Here is a 13982-nt window from a genome sequence, read left to right on the forward strand (position 1 = left end):
CGCCCATGGGCTACCCCCCTGACGCTCCCGCCTCCTCCTTCTCCGCCCCGCCGCCGGTCCTGCCGGACTTCCGGCCGACGCATGTCGTGCCGCGCGACGGACTGCCGGCGTGGGAGGCGCCCGACCCGTCGCTGCCGACGGATCCGCTGGACGCGTTCCTGCCGGTGCAGTTGCTCGACCGGGTCGGCGACTGGGCGCAGATCCTGTGCTCCAACGGCTGGTCGGCGTGGGTCGACGGGCGGCTGCTCGTCGGCGTGCCGAAGGACCCGCCGGCGGCCGGTCAGCCGCCGGCCAGGACGGCGGACCCGCGGCCGCTGATCGCCCGTGCGGAGGACTCGCTGGGACGGTTCCGGCGGGCGGCGGAGGAGCTGGCGGCGGGGCGCTCGGACGGGGAGACGTTCCGGCGGCGGACGCGGGGGCTGCGGGTGGGGATGGTGGTGGACGGCGAGTCGATGTGGCTGTTCGACGCGGAGCACGAGCGCTGGGTGTACTGCGACGGGGAGGCGCTGGCGACGTACGCGACGTCGGGGCGGCCGGCCGCCGCCGAGGACGCGGCGGCGGCCGGGCCGGCGGGCCCGGGCGGCACGCAGGTCGTCCAGCCGGTGCAACCGCCGGCCGGCGCCGGCGGCGCCCGGCCCGTCACCCCGGTGGCCGAGCCCTCGCCGGAGCCCACGCAGGTGGTCACCCCGACGGCGCCGCCGACCGGCGCCGATCCGGCCCAGGTCGTACCGCCGCCGGAACCCGTGGTCCCCGAGCCCACCCGGATCGTGGACCCGGCTGCGCCACCGGCGGGACCCGAGCCCACGCAGGTCGTACCGCCCGCGACCCCCGCCGCACCGGAACCCACCCAGGTCGTCACCCCGACGGCGCAACCCCTGGGACCCGAGCCGACCCAGGTGGTCCCGACGGCGGAACCGGCCGCCGCCCCCGAGGAGCCGGCCGGTACCGAGCCCCCCGCCGCGCCTCCGGCCGGACCGGAGCCGACCCAGGTCGTACCGGCGCCGGGAGCGGACGGCGCCGCCGCGCCCCCTGCGCCGACCCAGGTCGTACCGGTCGCCGAGCCCGCCGGCTCCGAGGCGACCCAGGTCGTCCCCCAGGTGCAGGAGCCCGGTGCGCCCGAGCCGACGCGGGTCGTCGACCTCGGGGATGAGCGGGACGAGGGCGACTCCGGCCGTGAGGACGACCGGCAGGCCGGTGAGCGCTGATGGCGGGGGCGACGCGGGACGCGGACGTGCCCGCCGGGCGGGACACCGGCCTGCTGGGCAAGAAGATCGCGGGGTACCTGGTCCAGGGCGAGATCGGGCGCGGCGGCATGGCCGTCGTGTACCGGGCCCGGGACCTGCGCCTGGACCGTACCGTCGCGCTGAAGCTGCTCGCGCCGGAGCTGGCCCGTAACGACACCTTCCGCAAGCGCTTCGCGCACGAGTCGCGGGTGGCGGCCGCGATCGACCACCCGCACATCGTGCCGGTCTTCGAGGCGGGCGAGACGGAGGGCGTGCTGTACATCGCGATGCGCTACGTCCCCGGTCATGACCTGCGCGCCGTCCTGGACCGCGAGGGTCCGCTGCCGCCGGAGAAGGCGGCGCGGATCGCGGTGCAGGTGGCCTCCGCGCTGGACGCGGCGCACGCGCACGACCTCGTCCACCGGGACGTGAAGCCGGGCAACATCCTGGTGGCGGAGGGCACCGACAGCGAGCACCCGGAGCACGTGTACCTCGCGGACTTCGGGCTGACGAAGAAGTCCCTGTCGCTGACCGGCATCACGACGGTGGGGCAGTTCGTGGGCACCCTGGACTATGTGGCGCCGGAGCAGATCGCGGGCCGGCCGGTGGACGGCCGGTGCGACGTGTACAGCCTGGCGTGCGTCGTGTTCGAGACGCTGACCGGCGCGCCGCCGTTCCGCCGTGACGACGACATGGCTCTGCTGTGGGCGCACCAGTACGACCCGCCGCCCCCGCTGTCGGGCGAGCGGCCGGGGCTGTCCGCCGCGGCGGACGAGGTCATGGCGAAGGCGCTGGCGAAGGCTCCGGAGGAGCGGTACGGGACGTGTCTGGAGTTCGTGTTCGCCATGCGCACGGCCCTGTCGACCGGCAGGTCGTCCGGTTCGGGGCGACGGGAGCGCAGCAGTACGCCGCACCGCCCGCAGCCCCCGCCCGAACCGCCGCGCTGGGCCCGGCCGGTGTTCCGGGGCGACGTGGAGTGGCCGGGAGCGCAGGGCGGTTAGGGGTCAGGCGCGGCGGGCGCCGACATGCCGTGGCGCCGTGACCGGAGCCGCCTTCCGGGGCGTGGGCCGCGGGCCGCGCACAGCTGAACCGCCCCGGTCAACTCCCGTACACGCCCACCGACATCACCGCTCCGCCACACCGCCGCGGCGCAGTCGCCGGCGTCACGACCGCGCCCCGCCCTGCCCCGTCTCCTGCGGCACCTCCCCGTGCCGCTTCACCCGCAGGGCCAGGAGGCCGCCGAGGAAGCCGGCGACGAGGCCCCAGGCGAGGGCCAGGCCGGCCATGGCCCAGACGTGGGGGTCGAGGACGACCTCGCCGCCGAAGCCCTCGATGTCGCCGATGCCGAGGACGGACAGGCCGAAGCGGGCGAAGACGTGGGTGAGCGGGGCGACGGCCAGCATCGTGAGGGCGAAGGCGACGCCGCAGTGCAGGGCGTGCTGCCAGAGGCGGATGCCCGCCGGCGAGCGGGTCGCCATCAGGAACGCGGCCGCGAGCAGCAGGACCGCGGCGACGGGGATCAGCCACCAGGCGCGCGCGTCCTGTTCCGCGAGGGCGGCGACGTCAAGCGTGGTGGTCTGCCGGCCGCGCAGGACCTCGTCGAGGAGCTGCGGCATGGGCAGGCCGAAGGGGCCGTCGACCTTGCCGTCCCAGGAGCCGCCGATGCCGGTGCCCAGGGCGAGCCAGCTGACGTTGGGCAGGCCGAGCAGGATGACCGCGAAGGTCTCGGCGGTGTGGCCGCGGGTCGCGGCGACCACGAGTCCGATGACGAGCCCGATCACCACGTACGCGAGGACCAGGAGCAGCATCGCGGACGCGGCGGGGCGGACGGCCGCGTGGTACCGGACGGCCCGGGCGGGCAGCGGTGCGCCGCTCGAGACCAGCAGGGCCACGAGGAGCACGCCGAGGATCCAGAGCAGCCCGTATCCGAGGGTCGGTCCGTACTCGGCGCGGAAGCCGACGGAGGGGTTCGTGGCCTCGAGGAGTTCGCCGAAGATGTCCGTCACCGGGTCGTCGCCGGTCGGGGCGGTGAGGGGGAAGTCGTGCCGGGCCAGCGCGGACACGCCGGCCAGCGCGGCGAGCCAGAGCACGGTGGTGCGGCCCACGCGGGCGAGCAGGTCGCCGCCGCCGGCCACCGCGTGGTGGCGCAGGGGGCGGAGGAAGAGGAAGCCCGTGACCAGCGCGCCGACGAGGGTGACGCTCAGCGGCATGGCGGTGAGTTCGGCGTTCGTGCCGGCCAGCGCGCCGGCCTGGCCGGACATGTCGATCCGGCCGCCCGCGGCCATGACGACGACGGCCGCGACGACGCTGGGGAACGCGCCGTCCGGGAGGTCGCCGGCGCCGGCGGCCCAGAGGCCGAGCGCGGCGACGACGGCCATGGCGAGGAATCCCGCGAGGACGGCGAGGAGGGCGTCGAGCCAGCCGCGGACGAGATGTCCCGCACCCGTGCCGGCCGGCGCGCCGCGCGCCGTGGGGAGCTGACTGCTCACCCTGCCCACGCTAGGCCGGTCGCGGTCCGGCCGCCCGCCGGGAGCGCCCGGCACGGGGCCGTACGGGTCACGGACGGACCCGGGCGGACGGACCCCGCTTGCGAGGCTCCGGGCGGGGGCGCACAGTGAGCGCGGATCGGAAGAAAGGGAAAAACGTGACTTCCCAACCGTCGTCCGGCCGCCCCACGGGCCCTCCGTCGGGCCCCCTGTCGGGTCCCTCCTCCCGCCCCGGGTCGGCCGGTCCGCCGCCACCCTCCGGGCCGCCCTACGGCGGTGGCCAGGGGGGCGGTCGAGGCGGCTCGGGCGGCGGTGGGCGAGGCGGCCGGGGTGGAGGCGGCGAGGGCCCCTGGTGGCGCTCCGTCCCGAAGATCGCCGCGATCACCGCGGCGGTCGTCGCCGCGGTGATCCTGGCCGTGGTCCTCACCCGGTCCGACGACGGCGGCAATCAGGCCGGCGGCAGCGGCGAGGTGTTCCTGCAGTCCGCCTCCTCCGCGGGACGCGACCCGTTCACGCAGTCCACGGCCCGGACGGGCACGGCCCAGTCGCCCGCGCCGCTGCCCAGCCCGACCGAGCAGACCGGCACCAACGTGACGCGCACGGTGGACGGTTCTGCGGACGGCCTGTACGGCGGCACGAAGAACGTGGCGAGCTGCAACGTCGAGCAGCAGGTGCGGTTCCTGGCCGCCGAGCCGGAGAAGAACAAGGCGTTCGCCTCGGTCCTCGGCATCTCCGAGTCCGCCGTGCCGGGGTACCTGCGCGGGCTGACGCCGCTGCAGCTGCGGGTGGACACCCGGGTGACCAACCACGGCTTCAAGGACGGCGGCCCGACCGCGTACCAGGCCGTGCTGCAGGCCGGGACCGCGGTCATGGTCGACGACCGCGGCGTGCCGCGGGTGCGCTGCGCCTGCGGCAACCCGCTGACCCCGCCGGTCGCGCAGAAGACGACGCCGAAGACGACGGGCACCGCCTGGCCGGGCTTCCAGCAGTCGAACGTGGTCGTCGTGGCCCCGTCCGTGACGGTCGTGAACATCTTCGTGATCTACGACCCGGACGACGACTCCTGGTTCACCCGGAAGCCCGGCCACCACGGCCGCACCGACAAGCCGACGACTCCGCCGACCGCGCCCCCGTCGCCGTCCGCGTCGACCCACACCGGCTCGCCGACCTCGCCGAGCTCGCCGCCGCCGTCCACGCCCCTCCCGTGCGTCACGGTCACGGACGGCGTGCAGACACTGCCGCCGGGAGTGGTGCCCTGCCCGTCGACCCTGTCGCCGCCGCCGCCGAGTTCCGTCTCGCCGGAGACGGTCACCCCCGACACCGACACCCCGACCCCGCCGAGCGAGCCCGCGCCCGTCTCGCCGCCCGACGGCGGCACGCCCAGCGACCAGTCGGCGGGCGTGGAGTCCCCGCAGACCGGCGACACGGGCCTGTCCTCCCCGGACGGACAGTCGCCCGCCCAGGGGCCGGACGCGCCGTTCACCGTCCCGACGTTCTGATGTTCTGACCTGCACAGCCACGCCCGGGGCGGCCGTCCGAAACTCGGATGACCCTCCCCGGGCGTCTGTGTACGGTCGTACGAGTGGAACCACTCACCGAACAACAGATCCGCGCGTCCTTCGTGAACTGCACCAAGGGCGAGGCGTCCCGCCTCCGACTCCCTCTCGACTTCGCGGAACTCCCCTGGGAGGACCTCGACTTCCTGGGCTGGGTCGACCCGGGCGCGCCGCTGCGCGCGCATGTCGTGCTGCCCGGCGAGGACGGCCGTCCGCTGGGGGTGACGCTGCGGGTGCCGGCGGTGCGCCGGACCAGCGCGGTGAAGTCGAGCGTCTGCCAGATCTGCCTGACCGGCCACGCCTCGTCGGGTGTCACGCTGCTCGCCGCGCCGCTTGCCGGGGCGAAGGGGCGCGAGGGCAACACGGTGGGCATGTACTTCTGCGCCGACCTGGCCTGCTCGCTGTACGTGCGGGGCAAGCGGCAGCCGAAGCTGCGCGCGGGCCGGCCGGTGGAGACGCTGACGGCCGACGAGAAGGCCGCCCGCGCCATGGACAACCTGCACGCCTTCGTCGCCAAGGTCACCGCCTGAGTCGCCGGCGGGTTGGTCAGCGGAAGGCCGCCTCGCCGGTGAGCGCCTTGCCGATCACCAGGGCGTGGACCTCGCTGGTGCCCTCGTAGGTGAGCACCGACTCGAGGTTGTTGGCGTGCCGCATCACCGGGTACTCCAGGGTGATGCCGTTCGCGCCCAGGATCGTCCGGCACTGCCGGGCGATCTCGATGGCCTCCCGGACGTTGTTGAGCTTGCCGACGCTGACCTGCTCGGGGGTCAGCGTGCCGGCGTCCTTGAGCCGGCCCAGGTGCAGGGCGAGCAGCATGCCCTTGCCGAGTTCCAGGGACATGTCCGCGAGCTTCTGCTGGGTCAGCTGGTACGAGGCGAGGGAGCGCTCGAAGACGACGCGGTCGGCGGCGTACGAGAGTGCCGTCTCCAGGCAGTCCCGGGCCGCGCCCAGCGCGCCGAAGACGATGCCGAAGCGGGCCTCGTCGAGGCAGCCGAGCGGGCCGGACAGTCCGCGCGCCCCGGGCAGCATCGCGTCGGCGGGGAGCCGTACGCCCTCCAGGACCAGCTCGCTGGTGACGCTGGCCCGCAGCGACAGCTTCTGCTTGATCTCCGGGGCGCTGAAGCCGGGCGTCCCGGCGGGCACCAGGAAGCCCCGTACGCCCTCGTCCGTGCGGGCCCAGACGACGGCCACGTCGGCGACGGAGCCGTTGGTGATCCACATCTTGGTGCCGTCGAGGATCCAGTCCTCTCCGTCCCGCTTGGCGCGGGTGAGCATCGCGCCCGGGTCGGAGCCCGCGTCGGGTTCGGTCAGGCCGAAGCAGCCGATGGTCTCTCCCGCCGCCATCCCCGGCAGCCACTGCTGCTTCTGCTCCTCGGAGCCGTACGTCCGGATCGCGTACATGGCGAGCGAGCCCTGTACGGAGACGAGGCTGCGCAGTCCGGAGTCGACGGCCTCCAGCTCCAGGCAGGCGAGGCCGTAGGCCACGGCGCTGGTGCCGGCGCAGCCGTAGCCCTCCAGGTGCATGCCGAGGACGCCGAGTCCGCCGAGGGTGCGGGCGAGTTCGCGGGCCGGGATCTCGCCGCGCTCGAACCAGCCGGAGACGTGCGGGCGCAGCTCGCGGTCGGCCAGGGTGCGCACGGTGCGGCGGATCTCGCGCTCCTCGTCGGTGAGCAGGCCGTCGAGGGCGAGCAGGTCGAAGGGGTGGACGGGCGTCGCGTTCATGAACCGGCCTCCAGGCTGTGGGCGCAGCGCCGGGCCGCCCGTACGGCGGGCCCGGTCGAGCACAGACTAGCGGCAGATCGGATTTTGGATCCAGTATTGAATTTCGGGTGGTGTGCTGCGTACGTTCGCCGCGTCAGGGATGGGACCGAGCGGAGAAGAGGCGTCGGATGACGGACGAGCAGCGGCACACGGACACCGGAGCGCTGGCCGGGATCGTCGTCGCCGACTTCGGCCGGGTGCTCGCCGGCCCGTACATGACGATGCTGCTGGCCGATCTCGGGGCCGACGTGATCAAGATCGAGCGGCCGGGTACGGGCGACGACACCCGGGCCTGGGGTCCGCCGTTCGTGGACGGCGAGGCCACGTACTTCCTCGGGGTGAACCGCAACAAGCGCTCGGTCGCCCTGGACCTGACCGAGCCGCACGGCAGGGAGGCGGCGCGCGCGATCGTGGCCCGGGCCGACGTGCTGGTGGAGAACTTCCGCCCGGGCACGATGGAGAAGCTGGGCCTCGGGTACGAGGAGCTGAGCGCGCTCCACCCGGGTCTCGTGTACTGCTCGGTGACCGGTTTCGGCACGGACGGCGGGGCGCACCTGCCCGGCTACGACCTGCTGGTGCAGGCGATGGGCGGGCTGATGAGCGTCACCGGCGAGCCGGACGGCGGGGGCACCAAGGCCGGCGTGGCGCTGGTGGACGTGATCACCGGGCTGCACGCGGGGATGGGCGTCCTGGCCGCGCTGCGGCACCGGGAGCGCACCGGCCGGGGCCAGAAGGTGGAGGTCTCGCTGCTCGGTTCGCTGCTGTCCGCGCTGACGAACCAGGCGTCGGCGTATGTCGGCGCGGGCGTCGTGCCGCGGGCGATGGGCAACCGGCATCCGAGCATCGCGCCGTACGAGGTCTTCGCCGCGGCCGACCGGCCGCTGGTGCTCGCGGTAGGCAACGACCGGCAGTTCCGGACGCTCTGCGCCCGGCTCGGTCTGCCCGGCCTGGCCGACGACCCGCGGTTCGCGACCAATACGGGCCGGGTCGCGCACCGGGACGAGCTGGTCGCCGTGCTGTCCGGGCCGCTGCGCGGGCGGACCGCGGACGCCTGGTTCGAGGAGCTGACCGCGGCCGGGGTGCCGTGCGGCCCGATCAACGATCTCGCCGCCGCGTTCGGCCTGGCCGACCGGCTCGGGCTCGGCGCGCGGGTCCCGGTGGCGGAGGGCGCGGCGGCGGAGACGGTGGCCAGTCCGATCGGGCTGCGCGGCACGCCCGCCGCGTACCGCAGCGCGCCGCCGCGGCTCGGCGAGCACACGGAGGCGCTGCTGGCGGAGCTGGGCCTTGCGGAGCCGGGACCGGAGGCGGGCGAGGCTCCCGCGACGTAGGAAGATGGGCCGGTCACGACGGCGAGGAGAGGGCAGAGGCGATGAGCGGTGCGGTGCAGAGGCGGCGGCCGCCGACCGCCCAGCAGTTCGTCCTGGAGGAGCTGCGGCGCGCCATCACCGGCGGGGAGCTGCGCCCGGGCGAGCCGATCCGCCAGGACGCCCTGGCCGCGCGGCTGGACGTGAGCCGGGTGCCGCTGCGCGAGGCGCTGAAGATCCTGGAGGGCGAGGGACTCGTCGTCCACCACGCGCACCGCGGCTACTTCGTCGCCGAACTGTCCCTGGCGGACCTGGAGGAGGTCTACCGCATCCGGGAGCTCCTGGAGGGCGAGGCGGTCCGGCAGGCCGTCGCCCGCTCGGGTCCGGAGCTCGTGGACGCCCTGGAGGAGGCGCAGGCGGCGGTGGAGCGGGCCGGCGAGGCCGGGGACGTCGCGGAGATGGCGGCGGCGAACCGCCGGTTCCACTTCATCCTCGTCGAGGCGTCGGGGCTGCCGCGGCTGGTCCGCCTGATCGGCACCCTGTGGGACGCCACGGACGCGTACCGCTCGCTCTACTACGCCGAACGCCCCAACCGGGAGCGCGTCCAGGACGAGCACCGCGCGGTGCTGGCCGCGCTGCGCGCGAGCGACTCGGAGGAGGCGGTACGCCTCCTGGACCTGCACCGCGCCCACGCGGTGTCGGCACTGCGCGAGGTGCTGGACCTGGGGTGACGGACGGGTGGAAAACCCCGTGCCTGACGGGGTGTTCGCTGCCTAGGCTCGTCCGTATGGAATCCGACACGCTCCCTTCGGAGCTGCTCAACGTCGTCGACGTGGAGGCGACCTGCTGGGACGGGCAGCCGCCGGCCGGTGCGGTGAGCGAGATCATCGAGATCGGCCTCACCGTCGTGGACCTGGCGGCGGGCCGCCGCCTCGGCCGGCATCGCATCCTGGTCCGGCCGGACCGGTCCCGTGTGAGTCCGTTCTGCACCGAGCTCACGGGCCTCACGCAGGAGGAGGTCGACGGCGGGGTGACGTTCGCCGAGGCCTGCCGGCTGCTGGGGCGCGAGTACGGTGCGGGTGTGCGCCCGTGGGCCAGTTGGGGCGACTACGACCGCAACCAGTTCACCCGGCAGTGCGGCGCGGCCGGGGTCCCGTACCCGTTCGGCCGGGTGCACACCAACGCCAAGGCCGTGTTCACGGAGTCGTACGGGCTGCGCAAGCGCCCCGGCATGGCGCACGCGCTGCGCCACGCGGGTCTGCCGCTGGAGGGCCGGCATCACCGGGGCGAGGACGACGCCTGGAACATCGCGGCGCTGGTCCTCGACGTCGCCCGGCGCGGGGGCTGGCCGTCGGCCTGACACAAAGGGTCAGGCCCCCGTCCGGGCTCATGAACGCCGGGTGTCCGACCGCGAACTCCCGCTCGGTCCGGGCCACCCGCCCGGAGGGCCCGTGGTCCGGGCCGGCCGCCCGGAGGGCCCGTGGTCCGGGCCGGCCGCCCGGAGGGCGCGCCGTGGGCGTACGACCCGCTGGGCCGGTCCGTCCGCGCCGATCGGCGGCAGCGGAGGGGCGTCCACGGCGCCGGTCCTCCCGGGTGCGGGCTAGGAGGCGAGGATCTTCGCCTTGGCCGCCTGGAACTCCTCCTCCGTGATCTGACCGCTGGTCTTCAGCTCGCCGAGCCGCGCCAGTTGGTCGACGGTGGAGCCGCCGCCACCGGCGGCCTCCTGCACGTAGCTGCGGAATGCCTGCTCGCTCTGTCGCGCCGCGCTCAGCTCCCGGTTGCCCATGCCCTTGCCGCGGGCGATGAGGTACACGAAGACGCCGAGGAACGGCAGGAACACCACGAAGATCATCCATCCCGCCTTGGCCCAGCCGCTGAGGTCGTCGTCGCGGAAGACGTCGGTGATGATCCGGAAGAGCAGCATGAACCACAGGATCCACAGGAAGATCCAGAGCGTGGTCCAGAAGACGTCGAGCAGCGGGTAGTCCGCCGCGAGGGTGACTGCTGCGTTCATGGTCGGCTCTCCTGTTCGGGGTCCCGGAAGACCGGTGACTCCCTCTACTGAAGCCCCACCGCGAGTTGATCACCACTTGGAGTCACACCGGTCTCCCGGAGTGCTGCGATCCGGGAACAATGCCCGTCGCCCTCTAGGGACCGACCGGACGGTATGTCATTCTGCCGTTCGACGATCCGACCGACACCGGTGGAGGAACGCGATGCTGCATGCCGTACAGGACCGGTCCGTCGACGCCGAGGCGGGCGCGGCGCTGCACCGGGCCGCGCGAGTCCTGTCGGGCGGGCTGCACGCGATCGCCGAGCAGCTGGTGGGTGCCCTGGCGGTGCGGTACCCGGCGTTCCGGACGACGCTGACCGCGGATCCGGCGGGCGTGCGCGACGAGGTGCGGACCCTGCTCCGGCACCACGTCGGCTCGCTCCTCGGGCCCCGGCCGTCCGACGCGGAGGCGCGGCACTGCGCCGAACAGGTCGGGACGTCGTGGGCGGCGCGGGGGGTGCCGCTGGAGGCGGTGCTGCAGGCGTTCCGGCTCGGCGGGGGCCTGGTGTGGCAGGAGCTGGTCAACGAGACAGCCCGCCGCGAGCCGGACGACGTACACCTGCTCGTCCATGTCGCGGCCGACGTCTGGAACCTCGTGGACGAGCACTGCACCCTCGTCGCCGAGGCGCATCGCGCCGCGCGGCGCCGGACGGACGGGCGGCGCGAGGAGCGGCTGCACCGGATGACCGCGGCCCTGCTCGACGGCACGACGCGGATCGCCGACCTCCCGGAGGTCGCGGACGCGCTCGGGCTGCCGGTGGAGGGCACGTACGCGGTCGTCGCCGTGACCGGGCGGCCGGACGTCCGGGCGCTCACCGTCTCGGTGCCGGCGGACGGGCCGCGGATCGTCTGGCACGCGGACGGGGACGCGGTGTACGGACTCGTGCTCGTCGGGGACGGCACCCTGCGCGCGCTGGCGCGGACGCTGACGGGCCCGCCGGGGGCGGCGGTCGGGATCGGCTCGCCGGTGGAGACCCTGGCCGCCGCCGGCGACGCCCGTCGGCTGGCGGAGGTGGCGCTGCGCGCCTGCCCGCCGGCCGGGGGCACGGTCCTCCTTGACGAGCATCTGCCGGCCGCGCTCCTGGCGTCGTCGCCGGCGCTGGGGGCCACGCTCGCGGAGCGAGTGCTCGGTCCCGTTCTGCGCCTGGAGCCCACCGACCGGGACCTGCTGATCGACACGCTGAGCAGTTGGCTGGAGTGCGACGGCAGCGCCCAGCGGGCCGCGCACCGGCTGTACTGCCACCGGAACACGGTCCTGAACCGGCTGCGCCGTCTGGAGCAGCTCACCGGGCGCTCGCTGACCCGGCCCACGGACGTGGTCGAGCTGTCGCTGGCACTGACGGCCCGCTGCCGGCTGCGGCTCTGACGGGACTTTCAGCCCCGCACACCCGCCACGGACGGGGTATTGGTGGGAATATGAACGATATGTCTACAGGGGCATCCCCGCGCGGTCCGGTGGTGGCCGCCGTCGACGGCTCCGAGCACAGCCGGCGGGCCCTGGAGTGGGCGCTCGGCGCGGCCCACCGGCTCGGCACGGAGCTGCGCGTCGTCCATGTGAGCCCCTCGGACCTCCAGGTCGGCCTGGCCCGCATCCACTCGCTGGGCCAGGACCCGGAGATCACCGACCCGGTGCTCGACGGGGCGCGCACGCACGTGCGGGAGTACGCCGAGGGCGAGGTGCAGGCCGCGTACGAGACGCTGGACGGCTCGGTCAGCGACGCTCTGCTCGCGGAGGCCCGCCGGGCGCGGATGCTGGTCCTCGGGTCGCGCGGGCGCGGCGGGTTCGCCAGTCTGCTGCTCGGCTCGACCAGCCGTTCGCTCACGTCCGTCGCGCCGTGCCCGGTGGTCGTGGTGCCGCACGAGGCGCGGGCCGCGGCCCTGGAGGACCGGCCGGAGGCGGGGCGGGTGGTGCTCGGGCTGCATCCGGAGGAGACCGCGGACGACGTCCTCGACTTCGCGTTCCAGGAGGCGCAGCGGCGCGGGGTGGCACTGGAGGCGGTGACCGCGTACCCGGTTCCGGTGTCGCCGATGCTGATGGTCGGGCCGCCGGCGCCGGTGATGCCGCTGACGGAGCTGCCCGATCCGGAACGGCCGGAGCTCGCCGACGAGGCGAAGGAGCGTCAGGCGACCCGGCTGGGGCCGTTCGGCGAGCGGTACCCGAAGGTGCGGATCTCGCAGATCGTCTCGCCGGTGGACGCGGCGGGCCGGCTGGTGGAGGACTCGCGGACCGCCGGCCTCGTGGTCGTCGGCCGGCACCACCACAGGCTGCGGCCCGGCGCGCTGCTGATGGGTTCGGTGGCGAACGCGGTGCTGCTGCACGCGGAGTGCCCGGTCGCGGTGGTACCGGGGAACCCGGAGGCGTAACCGGAGGGGCGGTTGCGGGTGGCGCGGCGGCCCTTGTCAGGCTGTCCCCGCCGTACGTCCGTCCATACCGCACCGCACCGCACCGCACCGCACCGGCGCATCACATCGCGAGGAGCCCCATGACCCCGGCCGACCAGGCCCAGCAGCAGCCGCAACGCAACCTCCAGGCGCCCGCCGCGCAGGCGTCCCTGGGCGCGGGCGTGATCGTCACCGACGCCGAGGGGCGGGTGCTGCTCGGGCTGCATCCGACAAGCGTGTGGGAACTGCCCGGCGGCAAGGTGGACCCGGGCGAGTCGATCGAGACGGCGGCCGCCCGCGAACTGGCCGAGGAGACCACGCTGGTGGCCGACCCCGCCGACGTCGAGGTGGTGGCGATCCTGCTCGACACCCCGCCCGGCGCCTCGCTGACCCGGCTCACGGCCGTCGCCGTCGTCCACGCCCACCACGGCACGCCGGCCGTGGCGGAGCCGGACAAGATGGAGCGCTGGGAGTGGTACTCCCCCGCTGCCCTGCCGGCCCCGCTGTTCGTCCCGTCGGCGCAGGCGCTGAAGAGCTGGCGCCCCGAACTCCCGCTGGAGCACGGCCCGTTCCTGCGGTACCCGGTCCGGCGCGACGCCTGACGGCCGGCCGGGGCCGCCGGGTCAGTTCGCGAAGCCGCCCTTGGGCTGGATGATCTCCAGGTTGGTGCCATCCGGGTCGTTGAAGTAGGCGACCTTGGTGCCCAGGGCGGCCTCGGGGGTGACCTCGCCGGCGATGAACGTGTAGTCGTCGCCGAGGAAGTCGTAGCCGGCGTCCTTCATGCGCCGGTACACGGCGTCGAAGTCGTCGACCTTGAGGCACAGATGCATGGAGCCGGGGCGGTTCGCCCGGCCCTCGGTGCGTTCGCCGACCGGGTCCTGGAACTGGATGAGGTCGATGCCGAGACCGTCGAGGTTGATCGTGGCGTAGCGCAGCTTCGCGACCGGCAGTCCCTGCGTCCTGCCGAACGGCACACTGCTCATGGTCCCCTCGGCGACCGGCGCCCGACCGGTCAGGGCCTGGTAGAACGCGATCGACGCGTCCAGGTCCGAGACCGAGATCCCCACGTGGGCGGCCTTGGTGAGGTTCATCGGAGCGTCGGCGACAGCCATGGGAATCCTTCCCGCTTTCGGCGCGGACCTTCGGCACACGCCTCGGCACGGACCTCGGCACGGACCTTCGGGATACACGTGATCTTTCGGCTTCATTCTCTCGAA

14 protein-coding genes are annotated in these 13982 nt (G+C 74.5%); 10 read left to right on the plus strand and 4 right to left on the minus strand.

Translation table 11 applies throughout. The features are described from left to right. Window positions 1–5 precede the first annotated feature (5 nt). Together ABZO31_RS02030 and ABZO31_RS02035 are read left to right on the plus strand one after the other, a co-directional pair. Entirely contained in the window at window positions 6–1205 is a 1200-nt protein-coding gene (locus ABZO31_RS02030; protein ID WP_406859082.1) for a hypothetical protein, read from the plus strand. Then, the gene (locus ABZO31_RS02035) at window positions 1205–2224 is read left to right on the plus strand and encodes a serine/threonine-protein kinase (protein ID WP_406859083.1); all 1020 of its coding nucleotides are present in this window, start codon (window positions 1205–1207) and stop codon (window positions 2222–2224) included. Before ABZO31_RS02030 ends, ABZO31_RS02035 begins: the two co-directional genes overlap by 1 nt. 162 nt (window positions 2225–2386) lie before the next feature. Here the strand turns inward: ABZO31_RS02035 and ABZO31_RS02040 are convergent, their stop codons facing one another. Then, a complete protein-coding gene (locus ABZO31_RS02040) occupies window positions 2387–3712 on the minus strand; it encodes a streptophobe family protein (RefSeq protein ID WP_406859084.1) in 1326 nt (441 codons plus the stop codon). Window positions 3713–3867: 155 nt separating this feature from the next. Between ABZO31_RS02040 and ABZO31_RS02045 the strand changes: the two genes are divergently transcribed. Both ABZO31_RS02045 and ABZO31_RS02050 read left to right on the plus strand, forming a co-directional pair. Next, window positions 3868–5208, plus strand: coding sequence for a DUF6777 domain-containing protein (locus tag ABZO31_RS02045; protein ID WP_406859085.1), 1341 nt, complete (start codon window positions 3868–3870; stop codon window positions 5206–5208). An 83-nt stretch (window positions 5209–5291) separates the two neighbouring features. Beyond that, complete coding sequence (locus ABZO31_RS02050; RefSeq protein ID WP_406859086.1) at window positions 5292–5795, plus strand: FBP domain-containing protein; 504 nt, start codon at window positions 5292–5294, stop codon at window positions 5793–5795. A 16-nt stretch (window positions 5796–5811) separates the two neighbouring features. Here the strand turns inward: ABZO31_RS02050 and ABZO31_RS02055 are convergent, their stop codons facing one another. Then, window positions 5812–6987 carry an acyl-CoA dehydrogenase family protein gene (locus ABZO31_RS02055; protein WP_406859087.1) on the minus strand — a complete coding sequence of 392 codons (1176 nt, stop codon included), beginning with the start codon at window positions 6985–6987 and terminating at the stop codon, window positions 5812–5814. Window positions 6988–7154: 167 nt separating this feature from the next. Here ABZO31_RS02055 and ABZO31_RS02060 point away from each other — a divergent pair, with 167 nt between their 5' ends. The 3 genes from ABZO31_RS02060 to ABZO31_RS02070 are packed head-to-tail and all read left to right on the plus strand — an operon-like array spanning window position 7155 to window position 9690. Continuing rightward, window positions 7155–8354: a CaiB/BaiF CoA transferase family protein gene (locus ABZO31_RS02060; RefSeq protein ID WP_406859089.1), complete on the plus strand. Its 1200-nt coding sequence runs from the start codon at window positions 7155–7157 to the stop codon at window positions 8352–8354. A 41-nt stretch (window positions 8355–8395) separates the two neighbouring features. Beyond that, window positions 8396–9061, plus strand: coding sequence for a GntR family transcriptional regulator (locus ABZO31_RS02065; RefSeq protein ID WP_406859091.1), 666 nt, complete (start codon window positions 8396–8398; stop codon window positions 9059–9061). A gap of 56 nt (window positions 9062–9117) precedes the next feature. Further along, complete coding sequence (locus ABZO31_RS02070; protein WP_406859092.1) at window positions 9118–9690, plus strand: exonuclease domain-containing protein; 573 nt, start codon at window positions 9118–9120, stop codon at window positions 9688–9690. A 240-nt stretch (window positions 9691–9930) separates the two neighbouring features. Here ABZO31_RS02070 and ABZO31_RS02075 read toward each other — a convergent pair whose 3' ends face one another. Next, a complete protein-coding gene (locus ABZO31_RS02075) occupies window positions 9931–10344 on the minus strand; it encodes an SHOCT domain-containing protein (protein WP_406859094.1) in 414 nt (137 codons plus the stop codon). Window positions 10345–10546: 202 nt separating this feature from the next. Between ABZO31_RS02075 and ABZO31_RS02080 the strand changes: the two genes are divergently transcribed. From ABZO31_RS02080 to ABZO31_RS02090, 3 genes are all read left to right on the plus strand, one after another. Beyond that, complete coding sequence (locus ABZO31_RS02080) at window positions 10547–11749, plus strand: PucR family transcriptional regulator (RefSeq protein WP_406859095.1); 1203 nt, start codon at window positions 10547–10549, stop codon at window positions 11747–11749. A 59-nt stretch (window positions 11750–11808) separates the two neighbouring features. Beyond that, window positions 11809–12747: a universal stress protein gene (locus tag ABZO31_RS02085; RefSeq protein ID WP_406859096.1), complete on the plus strand. Its 939-nt coding sequence runs from the start codon at window positions 11809–11811 to the stop codon at window positions 12745–12747. Window positions 12748–12866: 119 nt separating this feature from the next. Continuing rightward, window positions 12867–13367, plus strand: coding sequence for a nucleotide triphosphate diphosphatase NUDT15 (locus ABZO31_RS02090; protein ID WP_406859097.1), 501 nt, complete (start codon window positions 12867–12869; stop codon window positions 13365–13367). Between the two features lie 21 nt (window positions 13368–13388). Here the strand turns inward: ABZO31_RS02090 and ABZO31_RS02095 are convergent, their stop codons facing one another. After that, window positions 13389–13877 carry a VOC family protein gene (locus ABZO31_RS02095; RefSeq protein ID WP_406859098.1) on the minus strand — a complete coding sequence of 163 codons (489 nt, stop codon included), beginning with the start codon at window positions 13875–13877 and terminating at the stop codon, window positions 13389–13391. Window positions 13878–13982 lie beyond the last annotated feature (105 nt).

The organism is Streptomyces solicamelliae (assembly GCF_045348655.1).
In the GTDB taxonomy this organism is placed as follows: Bacteria; Actinomycetota; Actinomycetes; order Streptomycetales; family Streptomycetaceae; genus Streptomyces; species Streptomyces solicamelliae.

What these genes read in the sequence shown, in the direction of transcription:
- ABZO31_RS02030 (WP_406859082.1), top strand. Translation starts at nt 6, where the DNA reads ATGGGCTACCCCCCTGACGCTCCCGCCTCCTCCTTCTCCGCCCCGCCG.
- ABZO31_RS02035 (WP_406859083.1), top strand. Translation starts at nt 1,205, where the DNA reads ATGGCGGGGGCGACGCGGGACGCGGACGTGCCCGCCGGGCGGGACACC.
- ABZO31_RS02055 (WP_406859087.1), bottom strand. Translation starts at nt 6,987, where the DNA reads ATGAACGCGACGCCCGTCCACCCCTTCGACCTGCTCGCCCTCGACGGC.
- ABZO31_RS02060 (WP_406859089.1), top strand. Translation starts at nt 7,155, where the DNA reads ATGACGGACGAGCAGCGGCACACGGACACCGGAGCGCTGGCCGGGATC.
- ABZO31_RS02065 (WP_406859091.1), top strand. Translation starts at nt 8,396, where the DNA reads ATGAGCGGTGCGGTGCAGAGGCGGCGGCCGCCGACCGCCCAGCAGTTC.
- ABZO31_RS02070 (WP_406859092.1), top strand. Translation starts at nt 9,118, where the DNA reads ATGGAATCCGACACGCTCCCTTCGGAGCTGCTCAACGTCGTCGACGTG.
- ABZO31_RS02075 (WP_406859094.1), bottom strand. Translation starts at nt 10,344, where the DNA reads ATGAACGCAGCAGTCACCCTCGCGGCGGACTACCCGCTGCTCGACGTC.
- ABZO31_RS02080 (WP_406859095.1), top strand. Translation starts at nt 10,547, where the DNA reads ATGCTGCATGCCGTACAGGACCGGTCCGTCGACGCCGAGGCGGGCGCG.
- ABZO31_RS02085 (WP_406859096.1), top strand. Translation starts at nt 11,809, where the DNA reads ATGTCTACAGGGGCATCCCCGCGCGGTCCGGTGGTGGCCGCCGTCGAC.
- ABZO31_RS02090 (WP_406859097.1), top strand. Translation starts at nt 12,867, where the DNA reads ATGACCCCGGCCGACCAGGCCCAGCAGCAGCCGCAACGCAACCTCCAG.
- ABZO31_RS02095 (WP_406859098.1), bottom strand. Translation starts at nt 13,877, where the DNA reads ATGGCTGTCGCCGACGCTCCGATGAACCTCACCAAGGCCGCCCACGTG.